This is a genomic window from Clostridium sp. YIM B02555, from assembly GCF_022320955.1.
Taxonomy (GTDB): Bacteria; Bacillota; Clostridia; order Clostridiales; family Clostridiaceae; genus Clostridium; species Clostridium saccharoperbutylacetonicum.
Genome location: NZ_JAKJJY010000001.1, coordinates 165,725 through 185,508 on the forward strand (window position 1 = coordinate 165,725; position 19,784 = coordinate 185,508).

Below are 19,784 nucleotides of genomic sequence, written 5' to 3' on the forward strand. Positions count from 1 at the left end.
CCAAACTTTGTGGACTTTACTTGGGGTAGTTTAAATAGTTATTAATTTTAATAAAATTCATTAATTTTCAAGAATCAATTATTTAATGTAGTTACAAAAAAATAACACACGATTCGGTTATCTTTACCAAAGAATCGTGTGTTATTTCCTATATCACCTACAGTGTAGGTGTGGTGTTGGTGCAGGTGACGGGACTTGAACCCGTACGTTATTCAACACACGCCCCTCAAACGTGCCTGTCTGCCAGTTCCAGCACACCTGCAAAATATAAAAGTAACAATATAATAATAATTCATTTTTACTAAAATTTCAAGAAGTTTCGTTTTGAGACCTGAACATTAATTTTATGTGAAATCGTTGATATTACTTATTTAGATTATATAATTCACCAAAATTACAAAAAATGCTATTAAGAAGAAATTGGAGTTAAAACTTGTTTTAAATATAACAATATAAAAAGATAACAATTTATAGGAAACATACTGGTTTAAGATGATTTTTGTAAAACAATTAATATGGAATAAATTATAGTAAGTACTTCTGATTATGTATATAATATAATTATATGGAAAGTTAAGTAAATTAGTGATAATTAGATATTAACAATGTAACATAATAAGAAAAACTTTAGGAATGCTGAAAGGTGTGAAACAATGGAAGGGCTATCAGGCGGGAGTATATAGGATTTTAAAGAGGGCTTTTGAATAATATTATCTAAGTTAAATGTATGTATTTTCTTCTAATGTTTTATAGGTATAAGTGGTCAGTAGGAAAGGTGGAGTTTTTATAAAAAAGAGAAATGTGCTTACAATTATATTCCCTTCATTATTTATGACTATAATAACAATAATCTCATTTTCTAATATGCTTAATTTTAATGTAATTGAATTTAAAGGGATTTTTATTTTATCGTTAATTTTATTATTTCCTTTGTTATTTCTTTTGCAAGGAATTATAAGTGCTGTAAATAATACTAATATATTATTAGCATTGTGTATTTCTACATTAGACTTTATCATATTACTGATGGTTTATTTGAATGATTCAGCATTTATATATATTTTGATTTATTTAGTGTTTGGATTAATTGGATATATAATAACTAAGAGTATTATAAAAATTAAAATATCTAAAAATAAATAAAGTAAATATATTCTTCTGCAAGTTAATAGTTTCAAAAAGAGTAAGTAAAAATGATTGCATTTATTGTAATAGAAAAAGTGTTATTCAATATAATTGACATGTTAATACTGGAGGTATATAATTATAAAAAATAAAGGCTATGAAGAGAAGAGTAATTATGAAGGAATATTCAGAGAGTTTTCGGTTGGTGTGAGGAAATTATGAAAACATAATGAAGCAAGTCTTGGAGCTGCATACGGATCTTATGAATTGAATTATAAGTGATGCTATGACGTGGGTTCACGTTACAGAACTAGAGTATGATTTTGCCTAGAATTATAGGAAGATGGTGTACTTAAATGAGTCTAAAATGGTGACATTTTAGAAAAAAGGGTGGCAACGTGAAATTGAATTTTCGCCCCTGTAGAAGTAAATTTTCTGCAGGGGCTTTTTTGACGAAAAAAATATTAAGTTTGAATTTTAAGGCACATGAAAATAGGTTAGCAAGAGGACTTGTTATTTATTTGATAGTGCCTAAAGCAGGAGTGAGATGTATGATAAGTAAAAGATTAGAAAGAAACGAAAGACCAATATTTCCTAAAAAAGCTGTAGTTACTGCAGGAATGCCTTATGGAAATAAGAATCTTCATTTTGGCCATATTGGAGGAATGTTCATTCATGCGGATATATTTGCAAGATTCTTAAGAGATAGAATTGGAAAGGAAAATGTTATCTTTGTATCAGGTACAGATTGTTATGGTTCACCTATTCTTGAAAGCTACAGAAAGTTAAAGGAAGATGGATATAAAAATACCATGGAAGACTATGTGACAGCTAATCATTTAAGTCAAAAGAAAACCTTAGAGGATTATAATATCAGCTTAAATATTTTTGGGGCTTCAGCCCTTGGAAGGTCAGGAGAAATTCATAATGAAGTTTCAGAAGAAATATTTAATACATTATTCGAAAATGGTTATATAAAGAAGTTGTCAGCATTACAATTTTACGATGAAGAGAAAAAAACATTTCTTAATGGAAGACAAGTAGTTGGGAAGTGCCCAATTGCGGGATGTAATTCAGACAAAGCATATGCAGAAGAATGTTCATTAGGTCATCAATATATGGCATCAGAACTAATTAATCCTATTAGCACCTTATCTGGAAATAAGCCTATATTAAAAAACGTTGATAACTGGTATTTCAATTTAGAGGATTCTATGGATATAATGAAGGAACTTAATGAATTTTTAAAGAAGAATTCTAATAGAAGAAAATATGAAATTAATGCTATAGATGAATTTTTAAAGAAACCACTAATTTATGTGCCAAGAAAATATATAGACGATATAAATGAATTAGAAGCTAAATTTCCAAAGCATGAGACTATAGATGAAGAAAAAAAATCTTCAATAACTTTTGTTTTTGAAAAATTAGAAGACAGAGATAAAGCTAAAGAAATATTAGATGATTTAAGTATTAATTATACTAGTGGAAAGACTTTAGTTCCATTCAGATTATCAGGAAATATTGAATGGGGAGTAAAAGTACCAGATAAAGAAGAATTGAAAAATTTAACTTTTTGGGTATGGCCAGAATCTTTATGGGCACCAATTTCTTTTATAAAGACATATTTAGAGTCAATAGGAAAAAATCCTGAAGAATGGCATAATTGGTGGGAAGATGAAGACTCAATGGTATATCAATTTATTGGAGAAGATAATATTTATTTTTATTCAATTGCTGAGATGGCAATTTTAATTGGTCTTAAGACAGCTAAAGGTGATAATGTAGATATAACCAAAGTAAAATTACCACATATTGTATCTAATAAACATATTTTGTTTATGGATAAAAAAGCAAGCAGCAGCTCAGAAATCAAGCCACCAATGGCAGATGAATTGTTGGAATTTTATACAAAGGATCAATTGCGTATGCATTTCATGAGTTTGGGGCTATCTTCAAAAAGTGTTGGATTTAAACCACAAGTTTATATGAAGGAAGAAGAAAAGTCAGGAGCAGATCCAGTGCTAAAAGAAGGAAACCTTTTAACTAATGTATTTAATAGATTGATACGTTCATGCTTTTATACTTTACAAAGCTTAAATGAAAATATTCCAAAAGAAGAAGTAAGCGAAAAAATTAAAGAGTTAACAGAAAAAACAGTATTGGAATATGAGAGACATATGTATAATCAAGATTTTCATAGAATAGCATATGTTCTTGATGATTATATAAGAGATGTAAATAAGCATTGGGCTAGTAATATTAAAAATGAGGAATTGAAAAGAAAAATAATTGCGGATTGTTTTTATGCTTGCAAAGTTATAGCAATACTAATTCATCCAATAGCGCCAGAAGGTTCAGAAATGTTTAGAGATTACTTAAATGTAGATGATGAGTTATGGAACTGGGATAAGATATTTGACCCGATTACTTCCTATTTTAAAGATGGTGAGAATCATAAATTTAAATTCCTTGAACCAAAGGTGGATTTCTTTAAAAAATTGGAATATCAATATTAAACAAGAATAATATGAAGGTTACAATATGTGTTATAATTGAATTATATTTGTAAATTATGAATTAACTTATTAAGATGTAATTCTATTTATAACATGTATTTGGGAGGATTTTATGGTTGAGTCAAAAGAATGGGATTGGGGAATAGCAAATAAGTCTGTATGGACTACACCTTGTGAAGAAAGCTACTATTATGTACATAAGTGGCGTGAGGAAGGTAGAAAATCAATACTTGATTTGGGGTGTGGTTTGGGTAGACACTCAATATTATTTGCAGAGAATGGATTCAAAGTTACAGCTGTGGATTTATCAGATTATGGTGTAAATTATTTAAATCAGTGGAAGGAAAGAGAAAAGGTTGATATTGAAACAAAAGTATGTGATATGAATGTGTTACCTTTTCTTGATAATGAGTTTGATTGTATATGGTCCTATCATGTGATTTCTCACACAGATACAGAAGGTTTTATTAAAATATTAGCTGAAATTGAAAGAGTATTAAAACCAAATGGATGTATCTATTTTACTTTATGTTCAAAGGAAACTTGGTCATTTTCAGAAGCAAATTTTGAACATATTGATGATAATACTGTTATAAAAACAGATGGACCGGAGAAAGATGTTCCACATTACTTTGTTGATTTAAATGACATTGATAGGCTTCTTAAGAACTTCAAAATAAAACGAATTAGACATGTTGATGATTGTTATTTTGATGGAAAGAGGCAAAATAGTAAGCACTACTATATTGAAGCAATACGAATTTAATTCGTTATATAAATTTAAATACAGTAAGAGATAAAATCATAAATAAAAAGTTGCGATATTAGGAATTTAAGAGTGATCTTGAGTTCCTTTTTTTGATATAAACGTGTATTTGATTAAATTTTAGAATTTTTTATAATTATAAAGAACATATAGTATAATAGTATTTATATATTGTTGATTGTATATAGATATCCAAATTAATAATTCAACTTATAAATTTAATATATATGTATTGTTGAGAAATTATAATCGTAACACTACACTAGAAATCAGATACATTTTTCTGGAAGCAGGCATGTGAAATTGAGATGATGATGGTTCTTAATGGGGGCTTGTTTTATTTACAGCTTGTCCAGATTTTACATCTGGAACACGCTGAAATGACGACAAGCCGCCATTTAGAACCTTCCAGCGAAAATTTCACTAGTCCTGTGGAAGATAAATGTATCTAATTTAGGTAATTGTTGCATAAGTCTAATTTTCGATTTGGATATTTTTATTGGAATTAAAGATTAAAATTAAATTTACAAAAAATTATTATTTGAAAAATGACTCGTAGTCATTTTTTGTGTTATAATCTATTTAGTAAAATGATATTAGTTATACATAAATTAAAAAACATAAATGATTTTTAATAGGGGATAAAGCATGAAGAATATAGTGAAAATTTTTGTGAGAGATATAAAAAATATATTTACAAACTGGATAGCAACTGTTGTGGTAATTGTTTTGATGATACTACCGTCTTTATACTCATTAGTAAACATTGAGGCATCATGGGACCCATATGCGAATACTAGTGGGATACAAGTTGCAATTGTTAATGAGGATAAAGGAACCGTATATAAGGAGCATGATATAAATCTGGGTAATGATTTAGTTGATAAGCTTAAGGATAATGACAAATTAGGGTGGGTATTTGTAGACAAGGAAACTGCACAAGAAGGCTTACTTAATGAAAAATATTATGCAACTATTGAAATACCAGAAGACTTTTCCAAAGATGTTACAACATTAGTAAAAAAGGATGTTATAAAGCCTAAATTAATTTATACAGTAAATGAAAAGAAAAATGTTATAGCTTCCAAGATAACAGATGCTGGTGTAAGTTCTGTAAAAACTCAATTAGATCAAAACATTGCAAAGAGTATTTCTGGAATTATGTTTAGGTTATTAGATGAAATTGGAGTGGATATAGAAAATAATAGATCTCAACTTAGAAATATAATGGATTCAATTTATAAATTAGATGATAATATGCCAGAACTTGGACAAATGTTAGATCAAGCTATAGATGGAACAATAAGTGCATCAGACTTAGTCAGTACAACTAATCAGCTTATACCAACAGTAGCAGATACAATTGATGGAACTTCTGAATTTTTAAATTATACTCAAAATTATTTAAATGAAACACAAAAGGATTTAGAAAAAGATTCACCAAAAATTAAAGAAGATTTAGTTAAATCTGAAAATACTCTTGATACTGCAAGTGTTGAACTTAAGAATATTGATCAAAAAGTATTACCTGAAGTTGAGAAAAAAGCTTTATTACAGGCTGCAGATTCTGTAAAAGCCACAAAAGCAAGTGTAGATGAGGCAAGAGCTAAATTAAGTGACATTAAAAGAGCCATAAATCATCTTACTAAAATTCAAATTTCTAAAGTTACAATAGATCCTGCACTTCAACAGAGTTCACCTGAAATGAAAAATATTCAAAACACTCTTGATAAGCAGGCAGAGGCATTAGATAATGCAAAGAGTGCATTGAAAAAGGAAAGCAGCACTATATCTAATATTCAAGATAGATTGAATACTGTTGATGATAACCTTGATAAACTTACTAATAGAATTAATGATGATTTAAATAAATTAAATAATGGGAAAAACCCTATAGATACAAAAAATCTTTCCGATACTATAGAGGTATTAGATGATTCACATAAATTAGTTTCAGATATTACTGATAAATATGATTCCGAAATCATGCCAACAATTAATAAGGGGTTTGATTCAATGAGAGAGATTTTAGACAATGGTTTGAATCTATCAGCTCAAGGAAAGAATGTATTACCAGATGTTCAAGCTATGTTAAATACCTTTAAAAATGCATCTGATTCATCTAATGAAGAATTAAAAAAACTAAAAGAAAAATTCCCAGACATTCAAGATAATGTCCATGAATTAGCAGAAAAATTAAAAAGAATTGATAATAAGCAAGATATTGATGAATTGTTAGATATGATAACAAATAACTGGGATACGCAAAGTGATTTTCTTGCTAGTCCAGTAGAAATTCAAGATAACAGATTGTTTCCATGGCCTAATTATGGTTCTACAGTTACACCATTTTATACAGTTTTATGTCTTTGGATTGGAGGATATATACTATCAGTATTAATTGGAACAGAAGCAGAGCCAGTGGAGGAAGGTAAAAAATTAAAGAACTATGAAAAATATTTTGGACGATTGACCTTGTTCTTATTTATTGGAATAGGACAAGCAATTGTGGCAAGTTTAGGTGCATTATTATTATTACATTCTTATGCTGTTCATCCTGTAATGTTTGTATTATATTGCATATTTATAAGTATTGTATTTAACTGTATAATATATACTGCAGTAAGTTTGTTTGGCTATGGTGGTATTGTAATTGGAGTAGTATTATTAGTACTACAAGTGGCAGGTACCAATGGTAATTTCCCAATAGAAGTTAATCCAATTGGATTTCAAGAATTATTTCCATATCTTCCTTTCACTTATGCAATAAGTGCTGTTAGGCAGATAAATGCAGGAATAATTTATTCAATATTAATTAAGGATACTGCTATACTGTGTGTATTTATGATAGTGTCAGTTGTTATGGGAATCTTATTTAAAGAAAAAATTAATGCTAAAAGAATAAATATTGTTAAAATGCTTAAGGAAAGTTATTTGATGAATGGTTAAATTAATTTATATTGTAAATGTTAGAGGAATTAATTATGAAGAATATATTTAAGATTTATAAAAGGGATATTAATAAAATACGTACTAATTGGGTTGCACGACTTATGATAATAGTAATTATAATTATTCCATCTATGTACTCATTAATAAATATTAAAGCTTCTTGGGATCCATATGCAAATACAGGCGGTATTAAGATTGCTGTTATTAATGAGGATAAAGGAACAGTTTTTAAGGAGCAAAATGTAAACTTAGGACAAGAATTGGTTGATAAACTTAAAGACAATGATAAATTAGGATGGGTTTTTACTGATAAAGAAAGTGCAGAGCAGGGTTTATTGTTGGAGAAATATTATGCAACAATTGAAATTCCAGAAGATTTTTCTAAAGATACAACTACATTAGTTGAAAAAAATATTCAAAAACCAAAACTAATATATACTGTTAATGAAAAGAAAAACGCAGTTGCACCTAAGATGACTGATTCGGGAATAAAAAGTGTAAAAAATCAAGTAGATGAAAATGTAATAAAAACTGTTTCTGGAATACTTTTTAGAGTATGTAATGAAAGAGGAGTAGACATTCAAGACAATAGATCAAAGCTTAGAAAAATTGTAGATAACATATATGAATTAGACGATAATATGGATAAGCTTGAATCAATTTTAGATACTGCTACAGATGGGACAGGCCAGTTATCAGATGTTTTGAATAAGACAAATGATATGATTCCAACAATATCAAATACTCTTGATTTATCACAAGATTTTTTAAATAATAGTAAAACAACATTAGATGATACACAAGGAGAATTATCAGATATTTCACCAATAATAAAACAAGATTTAGTTAAATCTGAAAAAGTTCTTGATAATTCAAGTGTTGAACTTAAAAATTTAGATCAAAATATATTACCAGAAATGGCGAAAAAAACATTGTTAAACGTTCGTGATTCAGCGAAAGCAACGAAAGAAACCCTTAATGATACTGTATCAAAGCTCAGAAGTATAAAAAAATTTATTAATGAACTAAGCAAATTACAAATACAAATACCATCCTTTGGTGATACGACAGTAAATTCTGATAAGGTTAATGCATTAAAACAGCAATTGGATAAGCAGGCAGATGCATTAAGAAATATGCAGGATAATTTGAGGGATATGAGTGGAGTGATTTCTGATGCTGTTGAAAAATTAGAAATTATTGAAGATAAGCTACAGATTGTAATTGATAAATCAGATGAACAACTTAATAAAATTGATGATAAAGGTTTAGATACTCAAACCCTTAAGGATACTATAAAGGTTGTAGATGAGGTACATACCTTAGTTGCAGATATTACTGATAGATATAGTTCGGAAATAGAACCAGGAGTAGAAAAAGCATTTAACTCTACAAGAGATATTTTAAATAATAGTTCTGACATTGTTGAAGAAGGAATAAAGACACTACCAGAAGTTGAAAATTTAATTAATGTTTCACAAGATGCAGCCCAATTATCTAAGGAAGAGTTAAATACTTTGAAAAATAAATTTCCAGAAGCTAGGGATAAAATTCACGAGTTAGCTGATAAAGTTAGAGAAAAAGATGAAGATGATAGTATTGATGAGCTGTTAGATATGATGACAAGCAATTGGGAAAATCAAAGTGATTTTGTAGCTAGTCCAGTTGAAATACAAGATAATAGATTATTTCCATGGACCAATTATGGTACAGCAGCAACCCCATTTTATACAATTCTTTGTTTATGGGTTGGTGGATTGCTAGGATCAGCACTATTAGCATTAAACTCACCAGATTTTGAAGATGGTACAATAATTAAACCTTATGAAATGTATTTAGGAAAATTATTAATGTTTTTAACAGTTGGTATATGTCAGGCTGTTATTGCAAGTTTAGGAGCATTGCTAATATTAAAGAGTCATTCAGTGCATCCGATAATGACGGTTTTTTACTGTATTTTTGTAAGTATAATATTTATTATTATTATTTATACTGCAGCTACTTTATTAGAAGCAGTTGGAAAAGCTATCATGGTAGTTTTATTGGTATTGCAGATGGCAGGTGCCAGTGGTAATTTTCCTATTGAGGTTACACCAGTTATATTTCAAAAAATATACCCATATTTACCATTTACTTATGCTATAAGTGGAATGAGGCAGATAATGGCAGGTATTATATATCCAATATTATTTAAGGATATAGCTATGTTGTGTATTTATGCAGTTGTGGCATTAATACTTGGAATGGTGTCTAAAGGAACGATTAACAAATTAACCAATAAAACAATGGCAAAATTAAATATGAGTGGAATAATGCGTCATTAAAATTGCGTTATTTAGGATTATAAGCTTTTCTGTATTTTAGAGTTTTCTAGAATGCAGAGGAGCTGTTTTTGTTTAATTGTCTTTTAGGAGATAACAGACCTACTTCTTTAGATTCAAGATAGTGGAAAAATTCTTAGGAGCTGCTTTATTCCATTAATTACAAATAAATACATAGATTTTAAGAAATTAACATATAATAAGTTAATTATATGAATCTATAAATTATTTGAAATTTGAGGTGTGTTATGGGAGAAAATACTAAGAAGCAAAGAAAGATTAAATTTATTCCATTGATTATATCTATAGCAATACCGTTATTGATGGGGTTTGGAGTTACAAAACTAGTTCCTAATATGAGTTTAATCTATGAAAATTTGACAAAACCGCCTTTTGCGCCACCAGCAATAATATTCCCAGTTGTTTGGACAGTACTATATATATTAATGGGCATAGCAGCATATAAGGTATGGATATTGAAATATGAAAATATTGACGTTAGTTCGGCAATCTTTGTTTATGCAATTCAATTGTTACTTAATTTTTTATGGACGATAATTTTCTTTGGTTTTAAGCTTTATGGATTAGCATTTTTAGAATTAGTGATACTAATTCTATTTGTAATATTAACAATAAAAAGATTCTATGATAAGGTGGGAAAATCTGCAATATTACTGATACCATATTTAATTTGGCTTGTATATGCTGGAGTACTTAATTTTTTCATTTGGATGTTAAATGAAATGTAAAAAATATATATCTATTTTAGTATTTAAAGAATATTAATATTATATACTATCAATTTAGGGAGGAGTCTACTTTGAAAAAAATAACTTAGATAAGTAATGATTTTTAAAGTAGGATAAGAAATGAAAAGAGAATTAACTCCAAATGAAATTATTTTTTGCACGTCTAATGCGGAAAAGGCTAGAAAAAGTAATATTAGTAAAATACCTGAATTTACTGCAACTTTAAATAAGATAGAAAAGAGTTTAAGCATTCAAAAAGAAGGATACAATATATATTATGTTGATTCATTTTCTAAGGAAAGATTAAATGAATTAGTTGAGTATGTTAAAAGTGTGTATGAAAAACTTCCTCCACCTAAAGATATTTGCTATGCAACATCTCAAGAGAATATCAATCCTATTCCTCTATTTTTACCAAATGGTAAGGGCAGCTTGTTAAAAGATATGATTGGAGAAATAAAAGAAAAATATTTTGAGTGTATATTAGAATTTTATAGCAGTTCTTCAGATGATGAGAAGGAAGGTATAATTGAGGATATAAGTGAAAAGAGAAGTAATTATATAACTAAACTTATGGATTCAGCCAAGAAGAAAAATTTTGAAGTTAAGGCAACTAGCGGTGGCTTTGTCTTTATTCCTTTAAAAGATGAGGGAAAGGAAATAACTGAAAATGAGTATGAACAATTAGAAAATGTTACTCAAGAAAATATTGAGAGAGAAGCATCAAAGTTAAAAAAAGAAGCAGAGATTATATTAGAAGCCTTGAAGGATATAGAAATAAAATCAATTGAAAAACTTAAAAATATCTATAGAGATTACATTAAGAAGAATATGCAGAAATATAAAGATGATTTATTACTTCAGTTTATTTCCCAAGATGATGTCTACAAATATTTGCTTCAAATGTATGATGATATTGAGGAAAGAATAGTTGAAAGTTATACAATTAATTTAGAAGAGGATGAAGAAGAGCTCAAGGAGATATTTTCAAAATATAATATTAATGTACTAGTAGATAATTCTAATAGTTTTCATCCAAATGTAATATATGAGGAGGATCCTACCATTGGAAATTTAATTGGGAATATCGAATATAGAAATAGCAATGGAGGATATAGTACAGATATTTCGTTAATAAGTGCAGGAAGTTTATTAAAGGCAAATGAAGGCTGCTTAATGCTAAGAATGAGTTCTTTAATTAGCAGTGGATTAAGTTATTATTATTTAAAAAAAGCATTAATTCATGGAAAAGTAAGTTATAATTATACAAGGAGCTACCTTGAAGTCATTTCTATTGCAGGATTAAAGCCAGAGCCAATTCCGATAAATTTAAAAGTAATATTAATAGGTGATTATGAAAGTTTTCAAATATTATATGATAATGATGAAGATTTTAAGCAAATTTTCCCAATAAGAATAGAATCAGAAATAGAATTAAAATATAACAGTATGAATAGAAATTTTATCTGCAATATGGTAAAAGAAAAAGTAAAAAAAGACAATTTATTAGATGTATCTGAAGAAGCACTTGAGGAAATAATTAAATTTTTATCGAGAGTTTCAGGTCAGAGAAACAAAATATCTATAGATGATTATTATATAAATAAATTATTGTATTTAGCTAATAATAATTCAAAAGCTGAAGAGAGAAATAGAATTGAAAAGCAAGATGTAATAAGTGTTGCCTATGAAGATGAAAAAATTTTAGAAGATATTATGGAAAATTATAAAAATAAAAAGATACTAATTACTACAAGGGGAAAAGAAATAGGAATTGTTAATGGACTTGCTGTAGTTGGGAATGGATTTTATAGTTTTGGAAAACCAATGAGAATAACATGCTTAACACATGTTGGAGATGGTAGGATAATAGACATTCATAAGGAATGCAAGATGAGTGGAAATATTCATGAAAAATCAATTAGTATACTTGGTGGTTTGTTAAGTAATTTAATAAGTCCATATGAAAAATTACCAGTAGACCTTCAATTAAGTTTTGAACAAACCTATGGCTTGATTGAAGGGGATAGTGCTTCTGTAGCAGAAATAATTTGTATCTTATCAGCATTGAGTAGAAGAGGAGTAAGACAGAATATTGCAGTAACAGGATCTATAAATCAATTAGGAGAGATACAAGCTATTGGTGGCGTAAATGAAAAAATTGAGGGGTTTCATAGAGTTTGTGGCACTATAGATATGATTGATGACAAAGGAGTTTTAATTCCAAGCACAAATGTAGATGAATTGATATTAAGAAGTGAAGTTGAAGAAGATGTTAAAAAGAAAAAATTTCATATTTACACTATGGAAACTTTAGAAGATGCTATTGAAACCTTGATACTTGATGAAGGAGAATCTATAAAGGGATTTTATAAAGAAATAGAAAATGAAATTTTAAAATATAAACCTGTCAAAAAGAAAAAATAAAATTTATAAAAATTAAATTATATATAAATTTCAAAGTAAAAAGAAGATGTTTTTGAAGATAATTATTTATTTAATTTCAAAAAAATATCTTCTTTGTTTTATATAGATATCCAAAGCAAGAATTAGACATATGCAGAACTTACCTAAATTAAACACATATTTATTCCAGCGGACTTAAATCAGTTTACAGTTAACAACTAACAGTTATCAATTGAGGAAGAAACGCTAATAGCTTTTCTTAAATTATACATTTTCGAAATCTTTAAAGAAATTTCATATGTAACTCATAACTCATAACTTATTCCAAGCCTGCTTCCAGAAAAATGTATCTAATTCTAGTGTAGTGTTATGATTATAATTTCTCAATGATGCATGTATATTCCATTTATAAGTTTGATTCTTAAATTTGATATCTATAAAAAAGAAAATATTATTATTATAATTATGTATTAATGGAAAAAAATAGAATAAAAGATTTGACGGTGGATGAAATGTTATGTTAAAATATGGTAAAAGGATGGCGTGAAAATAGAGAAGGAGGTGAAATCGGGATATCTTAAAAGTTTTAAGTATAAGTTAATGTTTTAGGATATTCTTAATTACTATGAATTTGGAATTTTGTAAAAAAGGAAATATTTTGATAATTACCCTTTGTGGAGAGCTTGATCATAATAGCGCAGAGGAAGTTAGGGTTAGAGTTGATGATAGAATAGATAGAGATAATATCAAAAAGGCAGTTTTGGATTTTTCTAGAGTTACCTTTATGGATAGTTCAGGTATTGGTGCTGTTCTTGGTAGATATAAGAAGTTATCAAATAAGGGAGGAATGCTTTGTATAGCAATGCCTAATAAAAATGTAAGCAGAATTTTTGAATTAGCAGGTTTATATAAAATAATTAAAAATTATGATACTGTAGATGAAGCAGTAAGGTGCATTTAGATGGAGGGGTTATCATGTCTGACAATAAAATGAGTATAGAATTTGTAAGTAAATCTCAAAATGAAGGTTTCGCAAGAGTTGCTGTTGCAGCTTTTGTTGCACAATTAGATCCAACAATTGATGAAATAAATGATGTAAAAACTGCAGTATCAGAAGCGGTTACTAATTCTATAATACATGGATATGAAAGTAGAGAAGATGGAATTGTAAGAATTGAAGCAGAAATTAATGAAAATGAAATTACTATAGTAATTAGTGACAAAGGAATAGGTATTGACGATATAAATCAGGCAATGGAACCATTGTATACATCAAGACCAGATTTAGAAAGATCAGGTATGGGCTTTACTGTGATGGAAACATTTATGGATTATCTGGAAGTAGAAAGTGAGAAGGGCAATGGGACAAAGGTGGTAATTAAGAAGAAATTCAACGTGGTAAGTTAGGTGAAATAATATGGAAAAAGAGGATTTAAAACAAGAAGGTTATAACTATGATAGGAATCCAAAATTATTAGCTTTAGCAAAAAATGGTGATGCTGATGCTATGAATAAATTAATAGAAATGAATTTACCCTTAGTAGCGTCTATAAGCAAAAAGTTCTTGAATAGGGGATACGACTATGAAGATATATTTCAGATAGGATCTATTGGCTTAGTTAAAGCTATTAATAATTTTGATTTATCTTATAATGTTAAATTTTCAACTTATGCAGTCCCAATGATTATGGGAGAAATTAAAAGATTTTTAAGAGATGATGGAATAATAAAAGTAAGCCGCAATGTTAAAAGTTTAGCAAGAAAAATACATTTCCATAAAGAAATTTTGACTAAAAAGCTTAAAAGATCACCAACAATAGAAGAGTTAGCTGAATATACAAATGTTGATAAGGAAGAGGTTTTATTTGCAATAGAATCTTCTAACAACTTGCAATATTTATATGATACAATACATCAAGATGATGGAGCGCCTGTGCTTCTAATTGATAAATTAAGTGAAACAGGTGTTGATGATGATAGTCTTATTGAAAAGATTGCTCTTAAAGAAGCCCTGAGTGGATTAGACACTAAAGCAAGACAAATAATAATGTTAAGATATTTTAAGGATAAAACGCAGGTTCAAGTAGCTAAAATGTTAGGAATAAGTCAAGTCCAAGTATCTAGAATTGAAAAAAAAGTTTTATTGGAAATGAGAAGAAAATTAGAGGAATAAGATTACTAAAGGGTGGCTATAGACAGAGAAATATATATTTTGTTCAATTTTATTAATAAGTTGTACAAATATATATTTTTTTTATGCCAAAAAATAACACGATTAAATTTTAGTGTTTTGCAAATGATAGATATACAAGTTAAAAGGAGTGTGATTATCTTGAACATTACTTCAAACAGACAAGAAGAACATTTGAAGAAAATATATAATAAGATGGCTAATGAAGCTATTCCAAAATCTAAAATATTTCAAGATTGCCTAAAAGCATTTTTGGTTGGAGGTTTAATTTGTGATATTGGCCAATTTATTTTGAATGTTTCAATCAAGCTAGGATTTTCACAAGAAGAAGTTATGAATATTGTTCCAATTATAATGATTTTTTTAGGTGCACTTTTAACTGGAACTGGAATATATACTAAGCTAGCGCAGTTTGGTGGAGCTGGGACTGTTGTTCCTATAACTGGATTTTCAAATGCAGTGGTTTCGCCTGCTATAGAATTTAAAAAAGAAGGATTTATATTTGGTGTTGCAGCAAAGATGTTTACAATTGCTGGCCCTGTTTTAGTATATGGAATTAGTGCTTCAGTAATAATAGGAATAATTTATTATATAGGTATGTTGATGTAAAGAGTAAGTTATAAATATTTGGTTTAACGGGAGTGAAAAATATGCAGATGCTTAATAAAAAAGTAGGTAGTCAAACTGTAAAATTGGCTAATCCGCCCAAAATAATTGCAACATATTCAATAGTGGGACCTAAAGAAGGTCAAGGGCCGCTAAGAGAGTATTTTGACGAAATCTTAAATGATGATACTTTAGGCAAGGAAAGCTTTGAAAAAGCTGAAAGTCAAATGATGTTTACTGCTATAAGCGAGACTTTAAAGATAGCAAAACTTAAGGAAACTGATATAGATTATTTATTTTCTGGAGATTTATTAAATCAAATAATTTCATCAAGTTTTGCAGCTAGAGAGTTTAGTATTCCATTCTTTGGATTATATGGAGCATGCTCGACTATGTCTGAATCTTTGAGCTTAGCATCAATTATTATGGATGGAGGGTTTGCTAATTATGTGGTAGCTACCACATCTTCTCATTTTAGTTCTGCAGAAAGACAATTTAGATTTCCACTTGAGTATGGATCTCAAAGACAGCAATCATCACAGTGGACAGTAACAGGTTCAGGAGCTGTAATTCTTGGACATGAAGGGGAGTTTCCAGAAATAACTCATGTTACTACTGGTAAAGTTAAGGATTTTGGACAAAAAGATGCTAATAACATGGGAGCTGCCATGGCACCAGCAGCTGTTGATACAATTGTAAGTCATTTTAAGGATACAGGAAGAACTCCAAGTTATTATGATATTATAGCAACAGGTGATTTGGGGGTTATTGGAAAGGAATTAGCTAATAAATTAATAGAAGAATTAGGATATGATATTAGGAAGCAGCACATTGACTGTGGAGAAATAATATTTGATAATGAAAAACAAAATACCTTATCAGGTGGAAGTGGATGTGGATGTTCGGCAGTTGTATTTTCAGGATACTTATATAAGAGGCTTATGAAGAAAGAAATAAAAAAAATATTATTAGTTTCAACTGGTGCGCTTATGAGTACAACATCTTCTCTTCAAGGAGAAACAATTCCAGGAATAGCTCATGCAGTTGCTATTGAGATGAAATAGAAATAGGTTTATGGAAAGGATGGAAAATACAAATGAATTACATAAGTGCATTTATTGTTGGAGGATTTATTTGTGTCATAGGTCAGATATTAATAGACGTTACTAAATTGACACCAGGAAGAATTTTAGTAGTTTTTGTTGTACTAGGAGCAATAGTAGGCTCATTTGGATGGTATGATAAGTTAATTGAGATTGGCGGAGCAGGCGCTACAGTTCCATTACCTAGTTTTGGAAATGCATTGGCTAAGTCTGCGATAAAAGAAGTAAAAGAAAATGGATTAATAGGAGCTTTTACTGGAGGAATTAAAGGCGCAGCAGCAGGAATTACAGCATCTATATTCTTTGGATATTTAATGGCACTTATTTTTAATCCAAAAACTAAAAAATAATTTTTATGTAGTAGTATAAATTAAAACTTAAAGATGACGAAAATTTAATTAATATTAAAATTTTGCCTTTTACGACATTACCTCGTATAATTATATTAGAAGTTTATGTAATGTGTAAAATATGGTATATTATTAAGTTGTAAATAATGAAGTGATTAAGAATGGTGGGGTTATCTTGGAAAAATACTGCATAAATTCTTGGAATCAAATTGTTGAATTGCTAAATAGTGATGCAAAACAAGGAATTAGTGAAAATGATTGTGGAGCATTAAGAGCAAAATATGGAACAAATAAAATTGATTTACCAAGTGGAAATAAAATCTATAGACATATATTTAATGCATTAAAAGAAAAATCAGCAATTATATTTATAATAATTGTAATACTTTTATTTGTGCTTAAAAGTTTTTTGTATGGTGGAATATCAGCCTTAATATTAATTGTCAATTTAACATTAACAATTAGGCATACTATTAAAAGAGACAGAGAAATTGGGACACTAGAAAGATTAAATTTTGCACAGACAACTGTTATAAGGGATGGTGTTCAAAAAACTATTAGATCAGAAGAATTGGTAATGGGAGACATAGTTAAGTTTAGCAAAGATTCTGTTATTCCAGCAGATATAAGAATAATAAGTGCAACTGAATTAAAGGTTGATGAAAAAAATATAACTGGAGAAGCCTTTTATAAGGAAAAGTTTGAAAATAAAATAATAGGAAGCATATATTCACTAACAGATATGAAGAATATATTATTTAAAGGATCTGCAATAAAATCAGGTAGTGGGACAGGTATAGTAATATCTATTGGAAATTCTACTCAACTAGGAAGAATGCTAGCAATGCTTACCTATGCAAGCAATAGAAAACATAATTTTGGAGCAATGATATATAGTACTTTAGAAAAATATTTAATAGCTTATTTTGTAGGAATCATAATTATTGGATCATATTTAGTTTTTACTGGTCAAGAGACGCAAAAGAATTATTTTGCAACAGCATTGTTTTTACTTGCATGCTTTCCAATTACAATAATTGCAAAATTAGTGTTCAATAGAGTGATTAAAAACTTTTTAGATGATGATATTGAAATAATCAATTTTTCAGTATTCAATTTAGTGAAGGATGTAAATATTTTATTTTTGGATAAAGTTGGAGCTATAACCAAAAGGGAAATGATTGTAAAAAAAATGTATATTAATAATGATATAATCGCAAGTAATGCCCCTTATATTAAGGAAATAACTTTTGATAGAATAATCGAAATTTCTCTTTTATGTAATAATGCAGTTTATAATATTAGTGAAGAGGCTGCAAAGGGAGATTTAGATGAATTAGCTTTTATAGAATTTGCAGCAAAGAGGAATATTTTTAAGGGATCTGTAGAAAGTGCAAATTCAAAAATTCTAGAAATTCCAATGGATTCAGATAAGAGATTTTTGACTGTTGTAAGTAAGTTTCAAAGGAGATATAGAGCCAATACAAGAGGCAATGTTGATGCCGTTTTAGATCAATGTACTCATATTATGATAGAAGGCGTTGAAAAGGAACTTACTGAAGAATATAAGAATAGTGTAAAAGAAATGGATATGAATTTATCCATAGAAGGATTAATAACACAAGGTTTTGCATATAGGAATTTTACTTATGAACCATCCAAATCTGAGAATATAGAAAGTAACATGGTTTTTGTGGGTATCATAGGTTTAGAAAATCCCCTTGAAGATGATATTGAACATAGTATAAATCGTATTAAAGATAAGGCTATAGTACCAATTCTATTTACTGAAGAAAGCAAATTAAGTGCTATAACTAATGCAAAAAAGGCTAATATTATAAGAAATACTAATCAGGTAGTAGCAGGAATAGAATTAGATTCTCTTAATCACCAAGAACTTAAAGATTTACTTTGCAGGGTAAGAGTATTTTGTAGAGTAAATCCAGAAATTAAATCTAAAATAGTTTCTTTGTTTATAAAAGATGGACATAAAGTTGCAACAACAGGTGAGACATTAGGGGATTTACCAGCACTTAATTTATCAAATGTTGGAATAGGAAAAGGAAAAGCTTCTACAATAGTTAAAAAAGTTTCAGATGTTTTTATTCAAAAAAATTATATTGATGGATTTTTTAAGATAAGATATTTCTCAAGAGTTTTTGATAGAAATATAGATAGAGGCTTTAAAATATATTCAATGACAATATTAACAGAACTTTTAGTTTTACTAGGTACTCTCATTATTGGACAAACAGAATGTCTAGATTTTTGGAACGTAATAATTATAAATGGATTATTGCTTATACCATTGTCATTAATAATATTATTGAAAAATGGACGTGAAATTGGGAAAAATGAAGTGATAATTAGAGCTTTAATATTTAGCATAATTAACATGGTATCAATTTATAAAGTTGATGGTAAAGAGGCAACAATTGTACCATTAACAATAATATCAATGGAAATTTTATTGTATACATTATTTAATAGTAGTGTTTCTATTAGAAGATTTTCAAAGGAATTAACTATGGCAATGATTGCATTGCTAATAATTATTATTGGTATAGCTGGTGTTATTTTGATTAATAACATTATACCTAGATATATAATTGTAATTGAATTATCAGTATCAATAATATTTTTGATTATTTTTGAAATTTTAGCTAGAAAGTGGCAAAACTCATTAATGAGGTGAG

14 protein-coding genes, 1 tRNA gene and 1 other annotated feature are annotated in these 19,784 nt (G+C 28.4%); of the genes, 13 read left to right on the forward strand and 2 right to left on the reverse strand.

Going from position 1 to position 19,784, the window contains the following annotated elements:
• Positions 1-177: 177 nt before the first annotated feature.
• Positions 178-262 (reverse strand) — tRNA-Leu (locus L3B98_RS00745).
• Between the two features lie 457 nt (positions 263-719).
• Entirely contained in the window at positions 720-1,019 is a 300-nt protein-coding gene (locus tag L3B98_RS00750; protein WP_238915176.1) for a hypothetical protein, read from the reverse strand.
• Positions 1,020-1,273: 254 nt separating this feature from the next.
• Positions 1,274-1,548: a binding site (T-box leader), on the forward strand.
• Between the two features lie 128 nt (positions 1,549-1,676).
• Here L3B98_RS00750 and L3B98_RS00755 point away from each other — a divergent pair.
• The 13 genes from L3B98_RS00755 (at position 1,677) to L3B98_RS00815 (ending at position 19,783) form a co-directional block, all read left to right on the forward strand.
• Positions 1,677-3,644, forward strand: coding sequence for a class I tRNA ligase family protein (locus tag L3B98_RS00755; RefSeq protein WP_238915634.1), 1,968 nt, complete (start codon positions 1,677-1,679; stop codon positions 3,642-3,644).
• Between the two features lie 112 nt (positions 3,645-3,756).
• Positions 3,757-4,410, forward strand: coding sequence for a class I SAM-dependent methyltransferase (locus tag L3B98_RS00760; RefSeq protein WP_238915177.1), 654 nt, complete (start codon positions 3,757-3,759; stop codon positions 4,408-4,410).
• Between the two features lie 648 nt (positions 4,411-5,058).
• Complete coding sequence (locus L3B98_RS00765) at positions 5,059-7,359, forward strand: YhgE/Pip domain-containing protein (protein WP_238915178.1); 2,301 nt, start codon at positions 5,059-5,061, stop codon at positions 7,357-7,359.
• 35 nt (positions 7,360-7,394) lie between these two features.
• Positions 7,395-9,686 (forward strand): YhgE/Pip domain-containing protein, encoded by a 2,292-nt coding sequence (locus tag L3B98_RS00770; protein ID WP_077360729.1) that lies wholly within the window; start codon positions 7,395-7,397, stop codon positions 9,684-9,686.
• Positions 9,687-9,931: 245 nt separating this feature from the next.
• Positions 9,932-10,432, forward strand: coding sequence for a TspO/MBR family protein (locus L3B98_RS00775; RefSeq protein WP_077360731.1), 501 nt, complete (start codon positions 9,932-9,934; stop codon positions 10,430-10,432).
• 120 nt (positions 10,433-10,552) lie between these two features.
• Positions 10,553-12,859, forward strand: coding sequence for an AAA family ATPase (locus tag L3B98_RS00780; RefSeq protein ID WP_077360733.1), 2,307 nt, complete (start codon positions 10,553-10,555; stop codon positions 12,857-12,859).
• Positions 12,860-13,463: 604 nt separating this feature from the next.
• Positions 13,464-13,799 carry an anti-sigma F factor antagonist gene (gene spoIIAA, locus L3B98_RS00785; RefSeq protein WP_015390997.1) on the forward strand — a complete coding sequence of 112 codons (336 nt, stop codon included), beginning with the start codon at positions 13,464-13,466 and terminating at the stop codon, positions 13,797-13,799.
• 14 nt (positions 13,800-13,813) lie between these two features.
• On the forward strand, positions 13,814-14,245 hold the full coding sequence (gene spoIIAB / locus L3B98_RS00790) for an anti-sigma F factor (RefSeq protein ID WP_015390998.1): 432 nt from the start codon (positions 13,814-13,816) through the stop codon (positions 14,243-14,245).
• A 10-nt stretch (positions 14,246-14,255) separates the two neighbouring features.
• Complete coding sequence (gene sigF / locus L3B98_RS00795) at positions 14,256-15,011, forward strand: RNA polymerase sporulation sigma factor SigF (protein WP_015390999.1); 756 nt, start codon at positions 14,256-14,258, stop codon at positions 15,009-15,011.
• A gap of 123 nt (positions 15,012-15,134) precedes the next feature.
• The gene (gene spoVAC, locus L3B98_RS00800; protein WP_156875891.1) at positions 15,135-15,638 is read left to right on the forward strand and encodes a stage V sporulation protein AC; all 504 of its coding nucleotides are present in this window, start codon (positions 15,135-15,137) and stop codon (positions 15,636-15,638) included.
• Between the two features lie 41 nt (positions 15,639-15,679).
• Positions 15,680-16,699 (forward strand): stage V sporulation protein AD, encoded by a 1,020-nt coding sequence (gene spoVAD / locus L3B98_RS00805; protein WP_015391001.1) that lies wholly within the window; start codon positions 15,680-15,682, stop codon positions 16,697-16,699.
• 32 nt (positions 16,700-16,731) lie between these two features.
• Positions 16,732-17,088 carry a stage V sporulation protein AE gene (gene spoVAE / locus L3B98_RS00810; protein ID WP_077360737.1) on the forward strand — a complete coding sequence of 119 codons (357 nt, stop codon included), beginning with the start codon at positions 16,732-16,734 and terminating at the stop codon, positions 17,086-17,088.
• A 175-nt stretch (positions 17,089-17,263) separates the two neighbouring features.
• Positions 17,264-19,783, forward strand: a complete 2,520-nt coding sequence (locus L3B98_RS00815) for a cation-transporting P-type ATPase (protein ID WP_238915179.1) — start codon at positions 17,264-17,266, stop codon at positions 19,781-19,783.
• Position 19,784: the final 1 nt, after the last annotated feature.

Coding starts and splice junctions, on each gene's coding strand:
- L3B98_RS00750 (WP_238915176.1), bottom strand. CDS start 1,019: ATGATAAAGTCTAATGTAGAAATACACAATGCTAATAATATATTAGTA.
- L3B98_RS00755 (WP_238915634.1), top strand. CDS start 1,677: ATGATAAGTAAAAGATTAGAAAGAAACGAAAGACCAATATTTCCTAAA.
- L3B98_RS00760 (WP_238915177.1), top strand. CDS start 3,757: ATGGTTGAGTCAAAAGAATGGGATTGGGGAATAGCAAATAAGTCTGTA.
- L3B98_RS00765 (WP_238915178.1), top strand. CDS start 5,059: ATGAAGAATATAGTGAAAATTTTTGTGAGAGATATAAAAAATATATTT.
- L3B98_RS00770 (WP_077360729.1), top strand. CDS start 7,395: ATGAAGAATATATTTAAGATTTATAAAAGGGATATTAATAAAATACGT.
- L3B98_RS00775 (WP_077360731.1), top strand. CDS start 9,932: ATGGGAGAAAATACTAAGAAGCAAAGAAAGATTAAATTTATTCCATTG.
- L3B98_RS00780 (WP_077360733.1), top strand. CDS start 10,553: ATGAAAAGAGAATTAACTCCAAATGAAATTATTTTTTGCACGTCTAAT.
- spoIIAA (WP_015390997.1), top strand. CDS start 13,464: ATGAATTTGGAATTTTGTAAAAAAGGAAATATTTTGATAATTACCCTT.
- spoIIAB (WP_015390998.1), top strand. CDS start 13,814: ATGTCTGACAATAAAATGAGTATAGAATTTGTAAGTAAATCTCAAAAT.
- sigF (WP_015390999.1), top strand. CDS start 14,256: ATGGAAAAAGAGGATTTAAAACAAGAAGGTTATAACTATGATAGGAAT.
- spoVAC (WP_156875891.1), top strand. CDS start 15,135: ATGATAGATATACAAGTTAAAAGGAGTGTGATTATCTTGAACATTACT.
- spoVAD (WP_015391001.1), top strand. CDS start 15,680: ATGCAGATGCTTAATAAAAAAGTAGGTAGTCAAACTGTAAAATTGGCT.
- spoVAE (WP_077360737.1), top strand. CDS start 16,732: ATGAATTACATAAGTGCATTTATTGTTGGAGGATTTATTTGTGTCATA.